Source organism: Mycobacterium sp. E2327, from assembly GCF_001672675.1.
In the GTDB taxonomy this organism is placed as follows: domain Bacteria; phylum Actinomycetota; class Actinomycetes; order Mycobacteriales; family Mycobacteriaceae; genus Mycobacterium.
Window position 1 is genome coordinate 1 of sequence record NZ_LZKE01000166.1, and the last position, 14,979, is coordinate 14,979.

16 protein-coding genes are annotated in these 14,979 nt (G+C 66.2%); 11 read left to right on the forward strand and 5 right to left on the reverse strand.

The features are described 5' to 3' along the window. Positions 1–89 precede the first annotated feature (89 nt). The 3 genes from A5712_RS19525 (at position 90) to A5712_RS19530 (ending at position 2,481) form a co-directional block, all read left to right on the forward strand. The gene (locus A5712_RS19525; protein ID WP_068108319.1) at positions 90–755 is read left to right on the forward strand and encodes a nitroreductase family protein; all 666 of its coding nucleotides are present in this window, start codon (positions 90–92) and stop codon (positions 753–755) included. A 54-nt stretch (positions 756–809) separates the two neighbouring features. Next, positions 810–953 (forward strand): hypothetical protein, encoded by a 144-nt coding sequence (locus tag A5712_RS30930; RefSeq protein WP_156766654.1) that lies wholly within the window; start codon positions 810–812, stop codon positions 951–953. Positions 954–1,047: 94 nt separating this feature from the next. Next, positions 1,048–2,481 carry an MFS transporter gene (locus tag A5712_RS19530; protein WP_197519446.1) on the forward strand — a complete coding sequence of 478 codons (1,434 nt, stop codon included), beginning with the start codon at positions 1,048–1,050 and terminating at the stop codon, positions 2,479–2,481. Between the two features lie 189 nt (positions 2,482–2,670). Here the strand turns inward: A5712_RS19530 and A5712_RS30350 are convergent, their stop codons facing one another. Continuing rightward, positions 2,671–3,156 carry a TetR family transcriptional regulator C-terminal domain-containing protein gene (locus A5712_RS30350; protein ID WP_197519447.1) on the reverse strand — a complete coding sequence of 162 codons (486 nt, stop codon included), beginning with the start codon at positions 3,154–3,156 and terminating at the stop codon, positions 2,671–2,673. A 720-nt stretch (positions 3,157–3,876) separates the two neighbouring features. Between A5712_RS30350 and A5712_RS19540 the strand changes: the two genes are divergently transcribed. Beyond that, complete coding sequence (locus A5712_RS19540) at positions 3,877–4,530, forward strand: TetR/AcrR family transcriptional regulator (protein ID WP_068108328.1); 654 nt, start codon at positions 3,877–3,879, stop codon at positions 4,528–4,530. Between the two features lie 240 nt (positions 4,531–4,770). Here A5712_RS19540 and A5712_RS19545 read toward each other — a convergent pair whose 3' ends face one another. After that, entirely contained in the window at positions 4,771–6,426 is a 1,656-nt protein-coding gene (locus tag A5712_RS19545) for a PE family protein (RefSeq protein ID WP_068108331.1), read from the reverse strand. Positions 6,427–6,836: 410 nt separating this feature from the next. On the opposite strand from A5712_RS19545, the gene A5712_RS19550 reads away from it, so the two are divergent. The 6 genes from A5712_RS19550 to A5712_RS19575 all read left to right on the forward strand — a co-directional run bounded on the left by A5712_RS19550 (position 6,837) and on the right by A5712_RS19575 (position 10,976). Next, the gene (locus A5712_RS19550) at positions 6,837–7,217 is read left to right on the forward strand and encodes a nuclear transport factor 2 family protein (protein WP_068108334.1); all 381 of its coding nucleotides are present in this window, start codon (positions 6,837–6,839) and stop codon (positions 7,215–7,217) included. Between the two features lie 40 nt (positions 7,218–7,257). Beyond that, the gene (locus tag A5712_RS19555) at positions 7,258–8,175 is read left to right on the forward strand and encodes an LLM class F420-dependent oxidoreductase (protein WP_068108384.1); all 918 of its coding nucleotides are present in this window, start codon (positions 7,258–7,260) and stop codon (positions 8,173–8,175) included. 166 nt (positions 8,176–8,341) lie between these two features. Next, positions 8,342–9,109, forward strand: a complete 768-nt coding sequence (locus A5712_RS19560) for an SDR family NAD(P)-dependent oxidoreductase (RefSeq protein ID WP_068108337.1) — start codon at positions 8,342–8,344, stop codon at positions 9,107–9,109. A gap of 56 nt (positions 9,110–9,165) precedes the next feature. Continuing rightward, on the forward strand, positions 9,166–9,696 hold the full coding sequence (locus A5712_RS19565; RefSeq protein ID WP_231982172.1) for a cupin domain-containing protein: 531 nt from the start codon (positions 9,166–9,168) through the stop codon (positions 9,694–9,696). 71 nt (positions 9,697–9,767) lie between these two features. Continuing rightward, positions 9,768–10,535, forward strand: coding sequence for an SDR family oxidoreductase (locus A5712_RS19570; protein ID WP_068108340.1), 768 nt, complete (start codon positions 9,768–9,770; stop codon positions 10,533–10,535). 33 nt (positions 10,536–10,568) lie between these two features. After that, entirely contained in the window at positions 10,569–10,976 is a 408-nt protein-coding gene (locus A5712_RS19575; RefSeq protein WP_068108343.1) for a cupin domain-containing protein, read from the forward strand. Positions 10,977–10,982: 6 nt separating this feature from the next. On the opposite strand, the gene A5712_RS19580 is transcribed toward A5712_RS19575, so the two are convergent. Next, the gene (locus A5712_RS19580) at positions 10,983–11,615 is read right to left on the reverse strand and encodes a DUF5666 domain-containing protein (RefSeq protein ID WP_231982173.1); all 633 of its coding nucleotides are present in this window, start codon (positions 11,613–11,615) and stop codon (positions 10,983–10,985) included. Between A5712_RS19580 and A5712_RS32075 the strand changes: the two genes are divergently transcribed. After that, positions 11,605–11,775 carry a hypothetical protein gene (locus A5712_RS32075; RefSeq protein WP_231982174.1) on the forward strand — a complete coding sequence of 57 codons (171 nt, stop codon included), beginning with the start codon at positions 11,605–11,607 and terminating at the stop codon, positions 11,773–11,775. The two genes, A5712_RS19580 and A5712_RS32075, sit on opposite strands and share 11 nt — an antisense overlap. A gap of 52 nt (positions 11,776–11,827) precedes the next feature. Here A5712_RS32075 and A5712_RS19585 read toward each other — a convergent pair whose 3' ends face one another. Further along, the gene (locus A5712_RS19585) at positions 11,828–13,657 is read right to left on the reverse strand and encodes an acyl-CoA dehydrogenase (RefSeq protein WP_068108345.1); all 1,830 of its coding nucleotides are present in this window, start codon (positions 13,655–13,657) and stop codon (positions 11,828–11,830) included. Positions 13,658–13,735: 78 nt separating this feature from the next. Beyond that, complete coding sequence (locus A5712_RS19590; protein ID WP_068108348.1) at positions 13,736–14,815, reverse strand: PE family protein; 1,080 nt, start codon at positions 14,813–14,815, stop codon at positions 13,736–13,738. Between the last annotated feature and the right edge of the window lie 164 nt (positions 14,816–14,979).

Below are 14,979 nucleotides of genomic sequence, written 5' to 3' on the forward strand. Positions count from 1 at the left end.
CATCCGCGTGGAAGTTGAAGTCACCGCCATCCTGCTTGCGTGAGCGATCCGACCTTCCGATCAGTGCACGCGAAAGGATCCCCGAGATAGTGAGTGCGTACCCGATCGTCGAGTTGTCCACCGACGCGCTGCTGACCACGACCCGCTCGGTGCGCAAACGGCTCGATTTGACCAAACCTGTTCCTATCGGCCTGATTCGGGAATGCCTGGAAATCGCGGTGCAGGCGCCGACGTCCGCCAACGTGCAGAATTGGAGCTTCATCGTGGTCACCGACCCGGAGCAGCGTCGCGCGATCGCCGATGTGTACCGCCGCACATGGGACTTGATCGTCGCATCCCCTTTCGCGGTCGCCGATCGGTTCAAGGACGATCCCGCGCGCAATCACGAGCAGCGCAAAGTTTCTGACAGCGCGGCGTATCTCGCCGATCACTTCGGCGAGGTCCCCGTCTTGGTCATCCCCTGCGTCGAGGTCATCGACGGCGACGGCAGATTGACAGCCGAAAACGCCAACCAGTATTGGAGTTCGATCATGCCCGCCACGTGGAGCTACATGCTCGCCGCCCGTTCTCGGGGCTTGGGGACCACATGGACCGGGGTGACCATAATGGCCGACGACGAGATGCGGACCATCCTGGGCCTGCCCGACAACGTCTATCACGCCACGACCGTCCCCACCGCCTACTACACCGGCACGACGTTCCGCCCTGCCAAACGGATCCCGCTCGACGACGTGCTGCACTTCGACCGGTGGTGAGCGGCGCGGCGAGCCGGTCGCCCGTGCCGGTGCGATTTTCTAAGGAGGACAGCCATGGATGGCGATTACGAAAACCCCTGCCCTGACAATGGTTCTAGGCGAACCGAATCGCTCGATGGCGATGACGGGCACAACGCGATTACTAGCCGCGACATCGATGTGCTGGCGCAGCTGAAGGCGCTCAGACAACACCGATGACCGGCGTACGCAACGGGTTTGGCGCCCGGTCGTCGGTTTGCGTCGAATGGCCCGCGCAGTGATATTGCGCGACGCGGCACCGACCAGCCGTGCGATGGTGGTCGCGGTTATGGTGTCGATGGTCGCGTTCCTCGACTCCACGGTGATCAACCTGGCTTTGCCGGCCACCGAGCACGACCTCGGCGGTGGCCTGGCGCTGCAGCAATGGATTGTCGACGGCTACCTGCTCGCGACGGTGGCCGCGATTCTGCCCGGCGGATCCATCTCGGATCTGTTCGGCCGCGTTCCCGTGATGCGGTTCGGGCTGTTGGCTTTCGGTTCGGGCTCTGTGCTGGCAGCAGCCGCCGCCTCGCCGGCGATGCTGATCACGGCGCGCCTCATTCAGGGTCTGGGTGCGGCGTTCCTCGTGCCGGGATCCCTGGCGCTCATCAACACGGTGTTCGACAAAGCCCACCGGGCCGCCGCGATCGGCTTGTGGACCGGGTGGACGGGCATCGCCTTCGCGTTGGGGCCGCTATTGGGCGGAATTTGCGTTGACTTCCTAGGCTGGCGTTGGATATTCGTGTTGTCGGCGATACCGATGGCGGTCGGGTATGCGCTGACGTTCTGGCTGTGCCCGATGTCGGGGCGGGTCGAAGGAGCGCGCATAGATATCGCCGGGCTGGGCCTCTCGGTGGCAGGGCCGGCGGCGACCGTGTACGCATTGATCGAAGCGCAACGCGATGGCTGGACCGACCCAATGGTCATCACACCAGCGGTGATCGGGATCGCCGCGCTGGTTGGCTTCGTGACATGGCAGCACCGCAGCAGGCATCCAATGCTTCCGTTGCCGCTGTTCACCTTTCGCAACTTCGCCGTCGGCAACCTCGTCACTGCATTGGTCTACGGCGGGTTGACACTGGGATCGCTGGCCGTCGCCCTCTACACCCAAGAAATCGGCGGATATTCAGCCACCATGGCCGGGCTGGCCACCCTGCCAATCCCGGCGCTATCGTTTGTGCTGGCCCGGCACGTCGGCCGAACTGCCGCGCGGGTGGGGCCACGTACGTTCCTCATCGTCGGACCCGGGTTGGCGGCGGTCGGCCTCCTGCTGATCCGCCCGAAAGCCAACGGGTTCCACGCGCTCACCGATCTGGTACCGGGGATGACCGTGTTGGCAATTGGGCTGGTGGCGACGATCACACCGCTCACATCGGTGACACTGGCGTCGGTGCCGATTGAACACAGCGGCCTGGGTTCGGCGATCAACAACGCCGTCTCGCGGCTGGCCGCGCTGATGTCGACCGGATCCATAGGCCTGATCAGTGTTGGTGCGGCGAGCGCGCCCGGATTCGCCCGCGCGTTGGAGGTGAGCGCCGCATTGTTCGCCCTAGGTGCGTTGTGCGCCGCGTTGTTGATAACCAATCCGCCTGCCGGGCGCCAGCAGGTGCCCTGCGAGATCGCGGCGTTGTGCCGCGACCGGCCCGGTGCGCAACCCTGCTTGGCCAGCAGCGCCTCGGTCGCGACCGAACCGTCCACTCCGAAGTAATCGTTCACCCGCTTGGCGAACGGTATTGGCGAGAAATACTGCGACCGGGTCGGCGGCCACCCGGCGGTGTGCCGAAGCCCGAGCCCCCCTAGGGGACGACGACCGCGATCTACGAAAGCATTGGCGTACTTCTTGGTTCGACGCCTCCGGTGAGGCGGCGCATTGCGCACCCGGTCAAAGCGTGGTCGATTACTCGGCGATCACATAGGACCGGATGCGGCTGAGCGCTACGTCGATGGCTGCAGCCATATCGTCGACGTCGTGGCTAGCCTGGCTCAGCACATACCCGCCTTGAAGCGCGGCGATCAGCCCGGTCGCCAGTTCTTCGGGATTAGCGTCGCGCGCCAGTTCACCGCAGGTCTGCAGACGGCGCAGCGCGGCCGCGACAAGGCGCTGCCACTCGGCGAAATAGCCGGCCAGCAGCAGCCGGCAGCGCTCGTCGCGGTCGGCCAGCTGCGAGACCATACTGCCCAACACGCAACCGAACGCGCCGCCGCGCCGCGCGTTGGCAGTGACCAAGCGGTCACGCCAGCGCTCAAGGTCCGCCACGCTGGTAACCGCTTGCAATTCGCAGCGTTGTTGACGCAGCAGTGCCTGGGCTTGCTCGTTTATGACCGAACGCACTACGTCTTCCTCGTCGGGAGAATTGTTGGCAGAGCGCTGATTTGCGCCCACCTGCCACGCAGGATGCGCGCAGTGAGTGCTGCTTGCGAGCCGCAGGTCCGCCGCATGTCGGTCGACGCGTCCAGACCGCAGGACTGGGTGGTGGGGCGGCGCGGCGCAGGCAGACAATGCGGCATGGCCGGGATCTCCGCGGTATCGACTTCCGCGAAGCGGCTGCGTAGTCTCATCCGCCATCTCCGTCATAGTTGTATCGCTCGCGTAGTTCCTCACCTTCTCTATAAAGGACTATATCGTCCTAAAGATGGTCCTTGGCCAGTGCCCAGGACTCGCGGCAATGTAGGTTGCGGAAGCGATTTATGCCGGATCTGCTTGTTACACTGGGTTCTCCAGACGGGTCGGCGTCGCGCCAGCAGCCTGGAGTCACCGGCAGGACCCTCCAGAGTGGTCTAAATAGACCGACGGTTCCGGGCCGTGCGGGCCTAGTCGCGCGGGGAGGCGAATGTGTCCGCCGGTCGGAACGCGGCGGACATGAGGGCTATAACGTTCGCACAAGCAGGTATCGTGTTAGGGCGGGACGGCACCGCGCTGGCTGCCGCGTAGTGGTTGCGAGGGCGAATCGTGGTTAGGCGAGGTGCAGACCAGGCAGCGGTGAGCGCGCGCACGGGCAGGCATGGTGCCCAGCCCTACTCAAACTTTGGCGGCGGCGCTGCGCAGCAGCGGGCGCCAGCGCGTCTTGACGTGAGGGAACGGAGTCGGCAAGCTGCTGGCACCGTGGGCGACAGTGAACTTTCCAACCGCGAGCGGCGGATCACAGCACGCGGAGCGGCAACGCGGGACCGGATCATTGCGGCGGCCGCGGATTTGATGTATGTCCGCGGAGTCAATGCGGTCACCCTCGACGATGTCCGCGAGGCCACCGCCACGAGCAAATCTCAACTGTACCAACACTTCGCAGGCAAGCCTGAATTAATTCGGGCAGTGCTGGCCTATCGGGCCGCGCAGGTGTTGGCCCGCGAAGAGCAAAGGCTGCAACGGTTGAAATCGATGCGCGGCCTGCGCCGCTGGCGCGATGCCCTAGTACAGGGCGCGGCGTTGCAGGGCGGCGCCTACGGCTGCGCGCTGGGATCTATGGCAATCGAACTATCCGACCAAGACGAACAGGCCCGCGCCGCGCTGTCCCACTACTTCGCCAGCTGGAAAGGACTGCTAGCCGACGGCCTGAGGCGTATGCAAGACGACGGTACCCTCGCTGCGACGGCCGACCCAGACGCCCTGGCCACCGGCCTGCTGGCCGCCCTGCAGGGCGGCTACCTGCTGGCCCAGGCCAACCATGACGTCACAGCGATGGCCACCGCACTGGACATGGCGCTCGCCCACATCGACAGCCTGACAAACCAACCTGACCGCGCACGGCGCAAGTCGTGACATCGGCGACGACTTCGCAGGGTCACCGTTAGCTGCCGCGGTGTGCGACAGCAGCGTAGGTGTCCTCTTCGTCGGCGACACTACTTGCTGCTCAACGGCTTCCGGAACCAACCGTCACCAACTTTTCCAGTCTGTCGCTCAATTCGTCAAGCGACACCGCTTAAGCCTGCGGTGCACAGCACCCCGACTGTCTCGTGGATGAGATGCTGTGCACCGCAGTTGGATTGGGGCCGCTCGGCGCTATGACATCCCGTCGGTTCCTGGGGCTCCGAACATGCCGCCGTTCCCGCCGGTGCCGCCCGTCCCGCCGTTGATTCCATTGCCGCCATGGCCGCCGAAACCGATTATCGACGTCTCGGGAGTGCCGTCCAGGACACCCGAGGCGTTGCCGCCATTGCCCCCGTTGGCAACACCGATGCCGGAGCCGGCGTTGCCACCGTCGCCGCCCACGCCGAGGAGACCGAGGCCGCTGCCGCCAGTGCCACCCGTGCCACCGGCGCCCATGTCAGCAGCCCCGCCCTGGCCGCCCTGGCCGCCCATGCCGGCCAGGGCGCCGGCGCCGAGGCCTCCGGTGCCGCCATCACCGCCGGTGCCGAAGCTCGAGGCACCGCCCGCCCCGCCGGCTCCGCCCTGGGCGACGGTCGTGGACAGGCCCATGCCGCCAGTGCCGCCGGCACCAGCGATACCCGTTGCACCTGTGGCCGCGCCGCCAACTCCTCCGGCCCCGCCGATAGCGCCGCCAAATCCAATCAGGGCGGGCGCGACCGCATTGCCCCCGAGACCGCCGGCGCCGGCCACCCCGGTGGTGACGGCACCGCCGGCCCCGCCCGCCCCACCGCCGACGAGGTCCATTCCGATCAGGCCCGCCGCCGCGCCCGAGCCGCCGGCGCCACCGGTCCCGGCGATCCCACTCATTGCGGCGCCGCCGGCTCCGCCGGTCCCGCCGCTCGCGATATCCAAGCCGAACGGGCCTCGCGCGAAGCCGTCGCCGCCGACGCCGCCGACCCCACCGGTTCCCGTGGTGGCCGCGCCGCCTGTCCCACCGTCACCTCCGAAGCTCGCGAACAATCCGTTCGCGTTGCCGCCGGCTCCGCCGGCGCCGGCAACCCCAGTGGTCGCGGCCCCGCCGACGCCGCCGTTACCGCCGGCGCCCACCAGCAGCCCGCCCGTACCGCCGGCGCCGCCGGCGCCGCCGTCACCCGCGCCGGCGGCAGCCCCGCCAAGCCCTCCCGCGCCGCCGTTGCCGAGCAGCATCGCGTTGCCGCCGACGCCACCGACCCCGCCCCCGGTGCCGCCAAGCCCGCCGGCGCCACCGTTACCGAGCAGGAACCCCCCGGTGCCGCCCGCGCCGCCCGCGGCGCCCGCACCTCCGGCGCCGCCGATGCCGCCGTTGCCGATCAGCCCAGCGGCGCCGCCGGCCCCTCCGGTCTGGCCGGCAGCGCCAGAGCCGCCGTTCCCGCCGTTACCGATCAACAATCCGCCGGCCCCACCGGCCTGCCCGGTACCAGACGCCCCGTTGGTGCCGTTGCCGATCAGCGGGCGGCCCACCAACGTTTCGGTGGGCGCGTTGATCGCACTCAGCACGTCTTGCTCCAGCGTCTGCAGTGGTGAGGCGTTGGCCGCCTCGGTGCCGAGGTACGCGGCAGCACCCTGTTTCATCAAGCTGACAAATTCGGCGTGAAAACCCTGCGCCCGGGCGCTGAGAGCCTGGAAATCCTGGCCGAACCCACTGAAAAGGGAAGCCACCGCCAGCGACACCTCGTCCTTACCCGCTGCCAGAAGGCCAGTCGTCGGAGCGGCGACGGCCGAAGTTGCCTCGGCTAGCGACGAATGGACGCTCGCCAGATCCTCAGCAGCATTCGCAACCAGATCCGGCGTGATGGACATGAACGACATAGCAGAACTCTCCTCGACTGGCCGACGTCATCCGGCCGTGTGTGTGGTCTTTGAACGGTCAAACAGTCCGTCCCACATGTGGACCTTACAGTCCACGAGTCAACGACGCATCCATGGAACATGTTCTCACACAGTGGGAAACATCTCAGCAGGGCTAAAAATGGACTAACTAGTCCGCTACGGCGCCGGAGTGCTCATCGCCGGCGACCCGCACACACCGACTCCGCCACGCAGCAACGAACTTCACCTCTGACGCGTGAGGTACAGAATCCCGAGTTGGCTTGCCCGGCGACATCACTCACCCGGGTGAATATGTGGTCGGGGTGATGACGGCTCATCCCTCGTGGCTGCAATCTCGGGGGGCAACAAGGCCCGGGCGGTACGAACGGCTTCGAGGAGGGACGCGATAAATGAACGACACCAAGCAGTCCGCGGAAGATCTGGCGATACTCGAGCAGCTCAACGAGGATTACGTCCACTCCGACCAGTTCAACGATGTCAAGCGCTTCAGCGAGTTCCTCGCCGAGGACTTCATTGTGCAGACTCCGGGCGTCACCCGGAACCGCGAGGAGTTCCTCGAATACATCGCTAAGCCACGTCCCTTCAAGGATCTCGCCGTGCACGACGTCAACATCCGCATCCTCAGTGACGTTGCGCTGATCCACGCCCGCGCGACATACACCATGCTTACCGACGGAGCGGAGCAAGAAGCTCTGTACACGGACACATATCAGAAGCGTGACGGCAGCTGGGTTTGTGTCGCGGCCTGTGCGATTGCTCCGGGGGCTTAACCCGCGCCACAGCCACCTTCGGCCTGTGAAGGGAAGCAGCATGCCGACTGGAATCGTGTTATTTCCCAACCCAAAAGCGACCAATGTCGTCGATGACATGGTGGCGCAGGCCAGCCGGGCGTTTACACTCGGCGTCCGCCAGATCTGGCTGGGCCAGCAATTCGATTACGACGCGATCGCCCTCGCCGCTTTTATCGGCGCGGCCGTACCCGGGCTCGGCGTCGGCACGTCGGCGGTGCCGATCAACCCGCGTCACCCGCTGATTGTCGCGTCGCAGGCGCAGACGGCGCAGGCCGCCTCGCACGGCAACTTCAGTCTTGGGCTCGGATTGGGCGCGCATGAGCCGGAGCGGCAGGCCTTTGGGACGTCGTGGCCCAACACGGTCACGCGCCTTCGCGAGCACTTGACGGTGCTGAGATCCATCTTCGATACCGGAGCTGTGTACTTCAACGGCGACGAAATCAGCGCACACCCCGGATGGCCAGTGCGGGTCGCCGGGGGCACCCCCGTCCCGGTATACGTGGCCGCGATGGGCCCGAAGGCGTTGCAGGTCACCGGCGAACTGGCCGACGGCACCCTGCCGTACCTTGCCGGCCCGCGGACAATCGCAGAGTTCATCGAACCGGTCATTGCGAAGTCGGCGGCCGACGCGGGACGGCCGAAACCAAAGATCATCGCGCAGGTCCCCGCGGTCGTGTCGGACGACGTCGATGCGGCAAAGGATTTCGCTGCCGAGAGGTTGAGTTTCTACGAGGCGATTCCGTCATATCGGAAGGTGATTGCGCGAGAGCGTGTGGCTCGCGCGGTAGACATCGCCGCGGTGGGTTCAGCGGCAACGGTCAAGCGGCGGCTTCAGAGCTATCTGAACGCCGGTGCGACTGATGTGGTGGTGACCGCGTTGGCCTGGGCGGACGCCGCCAAGGCCGACGAGCTGTGGGCCCTTGCAGCCTCGCTCTGATCCCCGAGCACTCACCCGGGTGAAGAGGGGATTGGGGTGATGACAGCTCACCCCGCGGGGGCGCAATCTCGTTAGGACCAGGTACATGCCGGATCGTCGGACCGTTCGCGGGTGCCCCGCAAGTCCAGCCGGAGCAGTCAGCACAAGCTAGGAAGGCAACCCGCACATGCATTTTGAGGGCAAGAAGGTCATTGTTATCGGCGGCAGTGCCGGCATGGGCCGGCAGGTTGCAATCGACATCATCGATCACGGCGGGAGCGCGGTGATCGTCGGCCTGTCGAAGGAGCGTGTCGACGATACCGTTGCTGAGCTGAGCCGGCGTGGCCATGCCTGGGGCATCGCCGCCGAGCTGACGGACCGCGCCGCGGTTGCGGATGTGCAGCGGGCGCTTTCTGAGCAGCACGGCAAGGCGACACTGTTGGTGAATGCAGCGGGATTCTTCATCCCCAAGCCGTTTCTCGCGTACGACGCGCAGGATTACGACTCGTACATGGATCTCAACTACGCCCTGTTTTTCCTGACGCAGACCGTCGTTGAGGGCATGATTGCCCGCGGTGAGGGTGGGGCCATCGTCAACATCGGCAGCATGTGGGCACACCAGGCGATCGGAGTCACTCCGTCGTGTGGGCACTCGATGCAAAAAGCAGGGCTGCATGCGCTGACCCATAACCTGGCCATCGAGCTTGCCGGGCACAAGATCCGCGTCAACGCGGTGGCACCGGCCGCGGTCAAGACCCCGGCTCTTGAGAGGTGGGTCCCCAAGGACGAGATCGACGCCACGCTTGACACTTTCGCGCCGTTTCATCCGTTGGGACGAGTCGGCACCCCGGCCGACGTGGCCAACGCTGTGACGTATCTGTTGTCTGATGAGGCGAGTTGGGTCACCGGCGCGATTCTCAACGTCGACGGCGGCGTTATGGCCGGCCGCAATTGACCCGGTGGATGTGGTCCTGGGACTTCGAAAACGAGGGAAGCTGAAAGGAAAATGCAGTGACAATCGATATCTTGAGGCCGGGCGGCCCGCCGGCGAAGTCCGTCGGCCGCACCGAAGGCAAGTACGTGTTCAATGGGACGGTCGGTGTCCGCCACATCCTCGACAAGGCTCAGGCGGAAGGCCGCTTCTCCGTCCTCGAGCATCCGTTGTCTCCTCGGGCGCTAGCAGCACCGCTTCATCGCCACCACAACGAAGACGAGTACAGCTGGATCATCGAGGGGCGCGTAGGCGCTTTGCTTGGCGATGAGGTGATCGAGGGCGGACCTGGTGACTTCATTTTCAAGCCGCGAGGCCAATGGCACACGTTCTGGAACGCGGGCGACGAGCCCGCTCGCATCCTCGAGATGATTTCCCCCGCAGGATTCGAGCAGTTCTTCGACGAGCTTTCCGATCTCGGCGGGATCGCCAAGATATCGCCAGAAGTCCTAGATCAGCTTTGCGCGCGGTATGAACTGGAGATGGACGTTGATAGCGTCCCTGAACTATGCGCCCGCTTCGACCTGAAGTTCCCCGGTGAACCTCTCTGAACAAAACCGCTGATGCTCTGGGTCGTTCGGCGCAGGGCGGCCATTCGCAGACCGGAACTGAAAGGTTCACCATGAAGATCGTAGTCATCGGCGGCCGCGGGCTTATCGGCTCGAAAGTAGTGGCCAGGCTCCGCGCGCAGGAACACGACGTGATCATCGCCTCACGCCGATCGGGTGTCGATTCGCTCACCGGCCAAGGCCTCGCCGACGCCGTCGCGGGTGCGGATGTCTTGGTCGACGTCGCCGACTCACCATTGTTCGAGGACGAACCTGTGATGCACTTCTTCACAACGACGACCACGAATCTTCTCTCGGCCGAACAGGACGCGGGAGTCAAACACCATGTCGCGTTGTCCGTAGTGGGTTCGCAGAGCATGCCAGATAGCGGCTACAACACCGCGAAAGCGGCTCAGGAGAAACTGATCCAGGATTCAGGCCGGCCATACTCAATCGTGCGAGCAACTCCCTTCTACGAATTCGCGGTGGTCTTGGCCGACTCCGCGACAGACGGCGACATCGTCAGATTGCCGCACGCGATGTTCCGTCCTATTGCGGCTGACGACGTCGCGACGGCGGTGGCCGATGCGGCAGTCGGACCTCCTACCAACGGAGTAACGGAGATCGCCGGGCCCGAAGCAATGGGAATGGACGACTTTGTCCGCGCCGGCCTTGCCGCCGATGGTGATCAACGTCGCGTCGTGACCGACCCCCAGGCGCCATACTTCGGTGCGGTGATCGACGATCACACCCTCGAACCCGACGAGAACGCCACCATCTTCAGCACTCGATACTCCGACTGGATCGACGCACGCGCCGGCCGCCGCGAACTGGGAAGTTGACCGGGCGCTCGGGCATTAAGGCGAGGATGACGAATCATGGTCGATGCGAACGACTCCGAACTCGAGTCCACAATAAAGGTGCTCCAGGAGGTACGGTCACCGTCGATTCCCGCCGATGCCTATGTGACGACTGTTCTGATCAACCATCCACCGGGCGCGCCCGGATATCCGCCACACCGCCTTCCTGGCGGTCCGGGATTCGGTTACATGATCAGCGGTGAGATGTTGTTCGAGCTCGAGGGTTCAGCGCCCCGCGTCCTGCGGGCAGGAGAAGCGTTCTGGGGGCCCGGCGGTGACCTGATCCATTATCAGGACGCAAACAACCGCACCGACATTCCTTGCAGCTTTGTGCTCACGCTGCTGTGCGCGCCCGGGAAACCGTTGCGCGAATGGGTTACCGAAGCGGAGCTGCAGGCGCGACGGGGACTCCGCGTCAAGTAACCGGGATCACCCGCGCGGCTTGCCCGGGCACTTCCCGTCAACGGCCGCCCGCACGTTGATGCTCGTCGCCTGCAGCGTGCCGCCGTTGTCCAGGCTGCCGCGCGCGTTGATGCACTTGCCCTGCGCGATCGCGTCGGGCGTGGCGGTCGCCAGCTTGGAGTACTTGGTCTGATCGTCGACGGTCACGGGCGTCTGCGTGCTGTTACCGCTGGCGTCGGTGCCCGCGACGGTGATGGTGTTACCGGTCACCGACGCGACCGAGCCCAGCAACGGCTTTGGCTTGGCGGGCGCCGGCGACGGCGAGCCGGAGGGCGGCGTGGTGGTGGAACCCTGACCGGACCCTTTGGCCGGGGGGCAGGTGCCGTTGACGGACGGGCTGACCCGGACCGACGCCGCGGTAGCCGGCTGCCCGGTCTGGATCTCCTTGGTGGGCCGCACGGTGACACAGCTGCCCTGGGTGACGTCGCTCAGCGTGGCCGGAGCGACCTCGGTGATCTTGGTCGTGGACGTGAAGTTGATGGCGGCGTTGCTGTTGTCGTCTTTCTTGACCTGGATCGAGTTGCCGGCGACCGACGCGATCAGCCCGCTCACCTTGGCCTCGCCCTGGGGCGGTGCCTGCGAGGTGGCGGTGGAGGTCACCGTCGACGTGGAGGTCGATGTCGACGTCGGAGCCGATTGGTTCGACGAACCGCAGGCGGCGACGGACAGCGCGGCGGCCCCCGTGACGGCGAGGATGGCGAAGCGGGTGAGTCGAGGAGCGGGACAGCTTGCTGATATCAACGTTTTCCCCCATTCGTGAGTTGGACCACGAAAAGGTGTACCCGCTCGAGCTGTGCCCGAACTGTGAAGCGTCAGAACGCGTCTTCGGAAACGCGCATGATGTCGTCGTCGATGGATTCGAGGACCCTGCGCTGCGCGGTTAGCCTGGGCAGCATGTTCTTGGCGAAGAACTTCGCCGTCGCGATCTTGCCCTGGTAGAAGCTGGTGTCGCTCGCGGAGGGCGCGTCGGACAGCGCGGCTTGGGCGATGCCGGCTTGCACCAGCAACCGCCAGCCGATGAGCAGGTCGCCGACCGCGAGCAGGTAGCGGACCGATCCCAGCCCCACCTTGTAGATCTCGGTCGGGTGCTGCGTGGCCGACATCAGGTAGCCGGTCAGCGCGCCCGTCATCGCAGTGACCTCGTCCAGCGCGGTCTGCAGCAGCTCGGCCAGCGGTTTCAGGTCGCCGTCGCAGGCGTCGATGGTGTTGCTGATCTGCGCCACCACAAACTGCAGGGCCTGGCCGTGGTCGCGAACGATCTTGCGGAAGAAGAAGTCGAGCGCCTGGATCGCGGTGGTGCCCTCGTAGAGCGAATCGATCTTGGAGTCGCGGATGTACTGCTCGAGCGGATAGTCGGACAGAAAGCCGGAGCCCCCGAGCGTCTGCAGCGATTCGGTCAGAACCTCGTAGGCCCGCTCCGAGCTCACCCCCTTGACGATCGGCAGCAGCAGGTCATCGATGCGGTGCGCCATGTCGGCGTCTGCGCCCGAAACCCGTTGCGCCACATCGGGATCCTGATGCGCGGCGGCATACATGTAAAGCGCCCGCAGCCCCTCGGCGTACGCCTTCTGGGTCATCAGGCTGCGACGCACGTCGGGGTGGTGCATGATCGTGACCCGCGGCGCGGTCTTGTCGGTCATCTGGGTGAGGTCGGCGCCTTGCACGCGCTCCTTGGCGAAGGCCAGCGCGTTCAGGTAGCCCGTGGACAGGGTGCCGGCGGCCTTCACCCCGATCGTCATGCGGGCCTGCTCGATCACGGTGAACATCTGCGCGATCCCGTTGTGCACGTCGCCGACCAGGTAGCCGACGGCGGGCACGTCGCCGTCGCCGAAGGTCAATTCGCACGTCGGCGATGACTTGATGCCCATCTTGTGCTCCAGCCCGGTGGCGAAAACGCCGTTGCGGGAACCGAGTTCGAACGTTTCAGGGTCGAACAGATACTTCGGCACATAGAACAGGCTCAATCCCTTGGTGCCCGGGCCGGCGCCCTCCGGCCGGGCCAGCACGAGGTGGAAGATGTTCTCGGCCGTCTCGCCTACGTCGCCGCCGGAAATGAACCGCTTGACGCCCTCGATGTGCCAGGTCCCGTCGGGTTGCTGGATGGCCTTGGCGCGGCCCGCCCCGACGTCGGAGCCGGCGTCGGGCTCGGTGAGCACCATGGTGGCCTGCCAACCGCGCTCCACACCGACGGCGGCCCACTGCCGTTGCTGCTCGTTGCCCTCCTCATAGAGCGCCTGGGCCATGAACGGGCCGAAGTTGAAGAAGTTCGCAGAAGGGTTGGCGCACAGGATCATTTCGTTGACCGCCCAGGCCAGCGGGGGCGGCGCCGGCATCCCGCCGATCTCCTCGGCCAGGCCCAGCCGCCACCACCCGGCCTCCTTGATTGCCCGCACCGTCTTGGCCAACTCGTCCGGCACGCTGATTGTGTGCTCGGCCGGGTCGAACACCGGCGGGTTGCGGTCGGCGGCCGCGAACGACTCCGCCACCGGACCCTCCGCCAGGCGAGCGGCCTCGGCCAGGATGGTTCGGACGGTGTCCTCGTCGAGGTCGCTGTAGCTCCCAGTGCCGAGCACGGCGCCCAGTTCGAGAACCTCGAACAGGTTGAACTCGAGATCGCGGACGTTAGCGATGTAGTGGCCCAACGCGATTCCCTCCCGCCCGATAGGTCAGCGCTAAGTCTGTCGGACGTGGGAAAACGTACGCAACCGTAAGTAGGGCGGTTACCCGGGCGCGCCGTTTACGCCGAACAGGAGCCCACGCTGGCCGCCGGTTCCATTCGGAGTGCCTCCGGCCCCGCCGTTGCCGATCAGCAGCGCGTTGCCCCCGTTGCCGCCGTGGAGATTGGCATTGCCTCCGGCCCCGCCGTTGCCGATCAGCCCCGCCTGGCCACCCTGCCCCCCGATGCCGCCCATCGGGGCGGCGCCACCGGCGCCGCCGCTGCCGACGAGGAATCCGCCGCTGCCGCCGGTCCCGGCCTGGCCGGCGTTGGAGGCGAGCCCGCCGGTGCCGCCGTCGCCGACCAGGAAGGCCCTGCCGCCGTTGCCGGCAACGCCGAGGGAGGTACCGCCGCCGTCACCGCCTCCGCCGAACAGCAGGCCGCCGTTGCCGCCGGCGCCGCCGTTGCCCATACCGTTCGGGCTGGTACCGCCGGCACCACCTGCCCCGAGCAGCAATGCGGAGCCGCCGAGGCCGCCGGAGCCGCCGCCGCCGCCGCTGGCGCCCCCGGCGCCGCCGTTGCCGAAAATCAGCCCGCCCGTGCCGCCGGCGCCGCCATTCGCCCCCAGTCCGCCCACACCGCCGGCTCCGCCGAAACCGAATAGGCCCGCGTCGCCGCCACGGCCGCCGGCCTGCCCGCCGTTGCCATCCGCGCCGCGCCCGCCGTTGCCGAACAGGATTCCGCCGGCCTCGCCGTTCGCGCCGGGCGTAGCGCCATTGTTTCCGTTGCCGATCAGGGGGCGGCCGAGTAGCAGCCGGGTGGGCTCGTTGATCAGGTCGAACAGCGGCTTCAAGGGGTTGGTGCCGGCGGCTTCGGTAGCGGCGTACGCTGCCGCGCCGCCGAGCAGGTTTTGTACGAATTGGTCGTGAAACGCCGCGACCTCGGCGCTCAGCGCCTGATAGCTTGCGCCGTGCGCTTCGAACACCGCTGCGATGGCTGCGGACACCTCATCAGCCGCGGCGGCGGGCACCGTGGTCGTCTGGGCCGCCACCGCGGAATTGACCTCGCTAATTGCCGAACCGATCCGCGCCAGATTCCCGGCTGCCCCCGACACCAAGTCCGTATCCGCGACCAGAAATGACATCTCGCACCTCCCGGTGAAGCGTCAGCGACCGCAAAATCCTATCGCGGTTTTCGGCAGCTGTGGAGTACGAAATTGTTTGCTGTCGTCGGGGTGAATTCGATGGCTCAGGCACACGATTCGCGTCGTATTGCGGACCGGCGGCTTGGATGGCTGCCCGGCTAAGA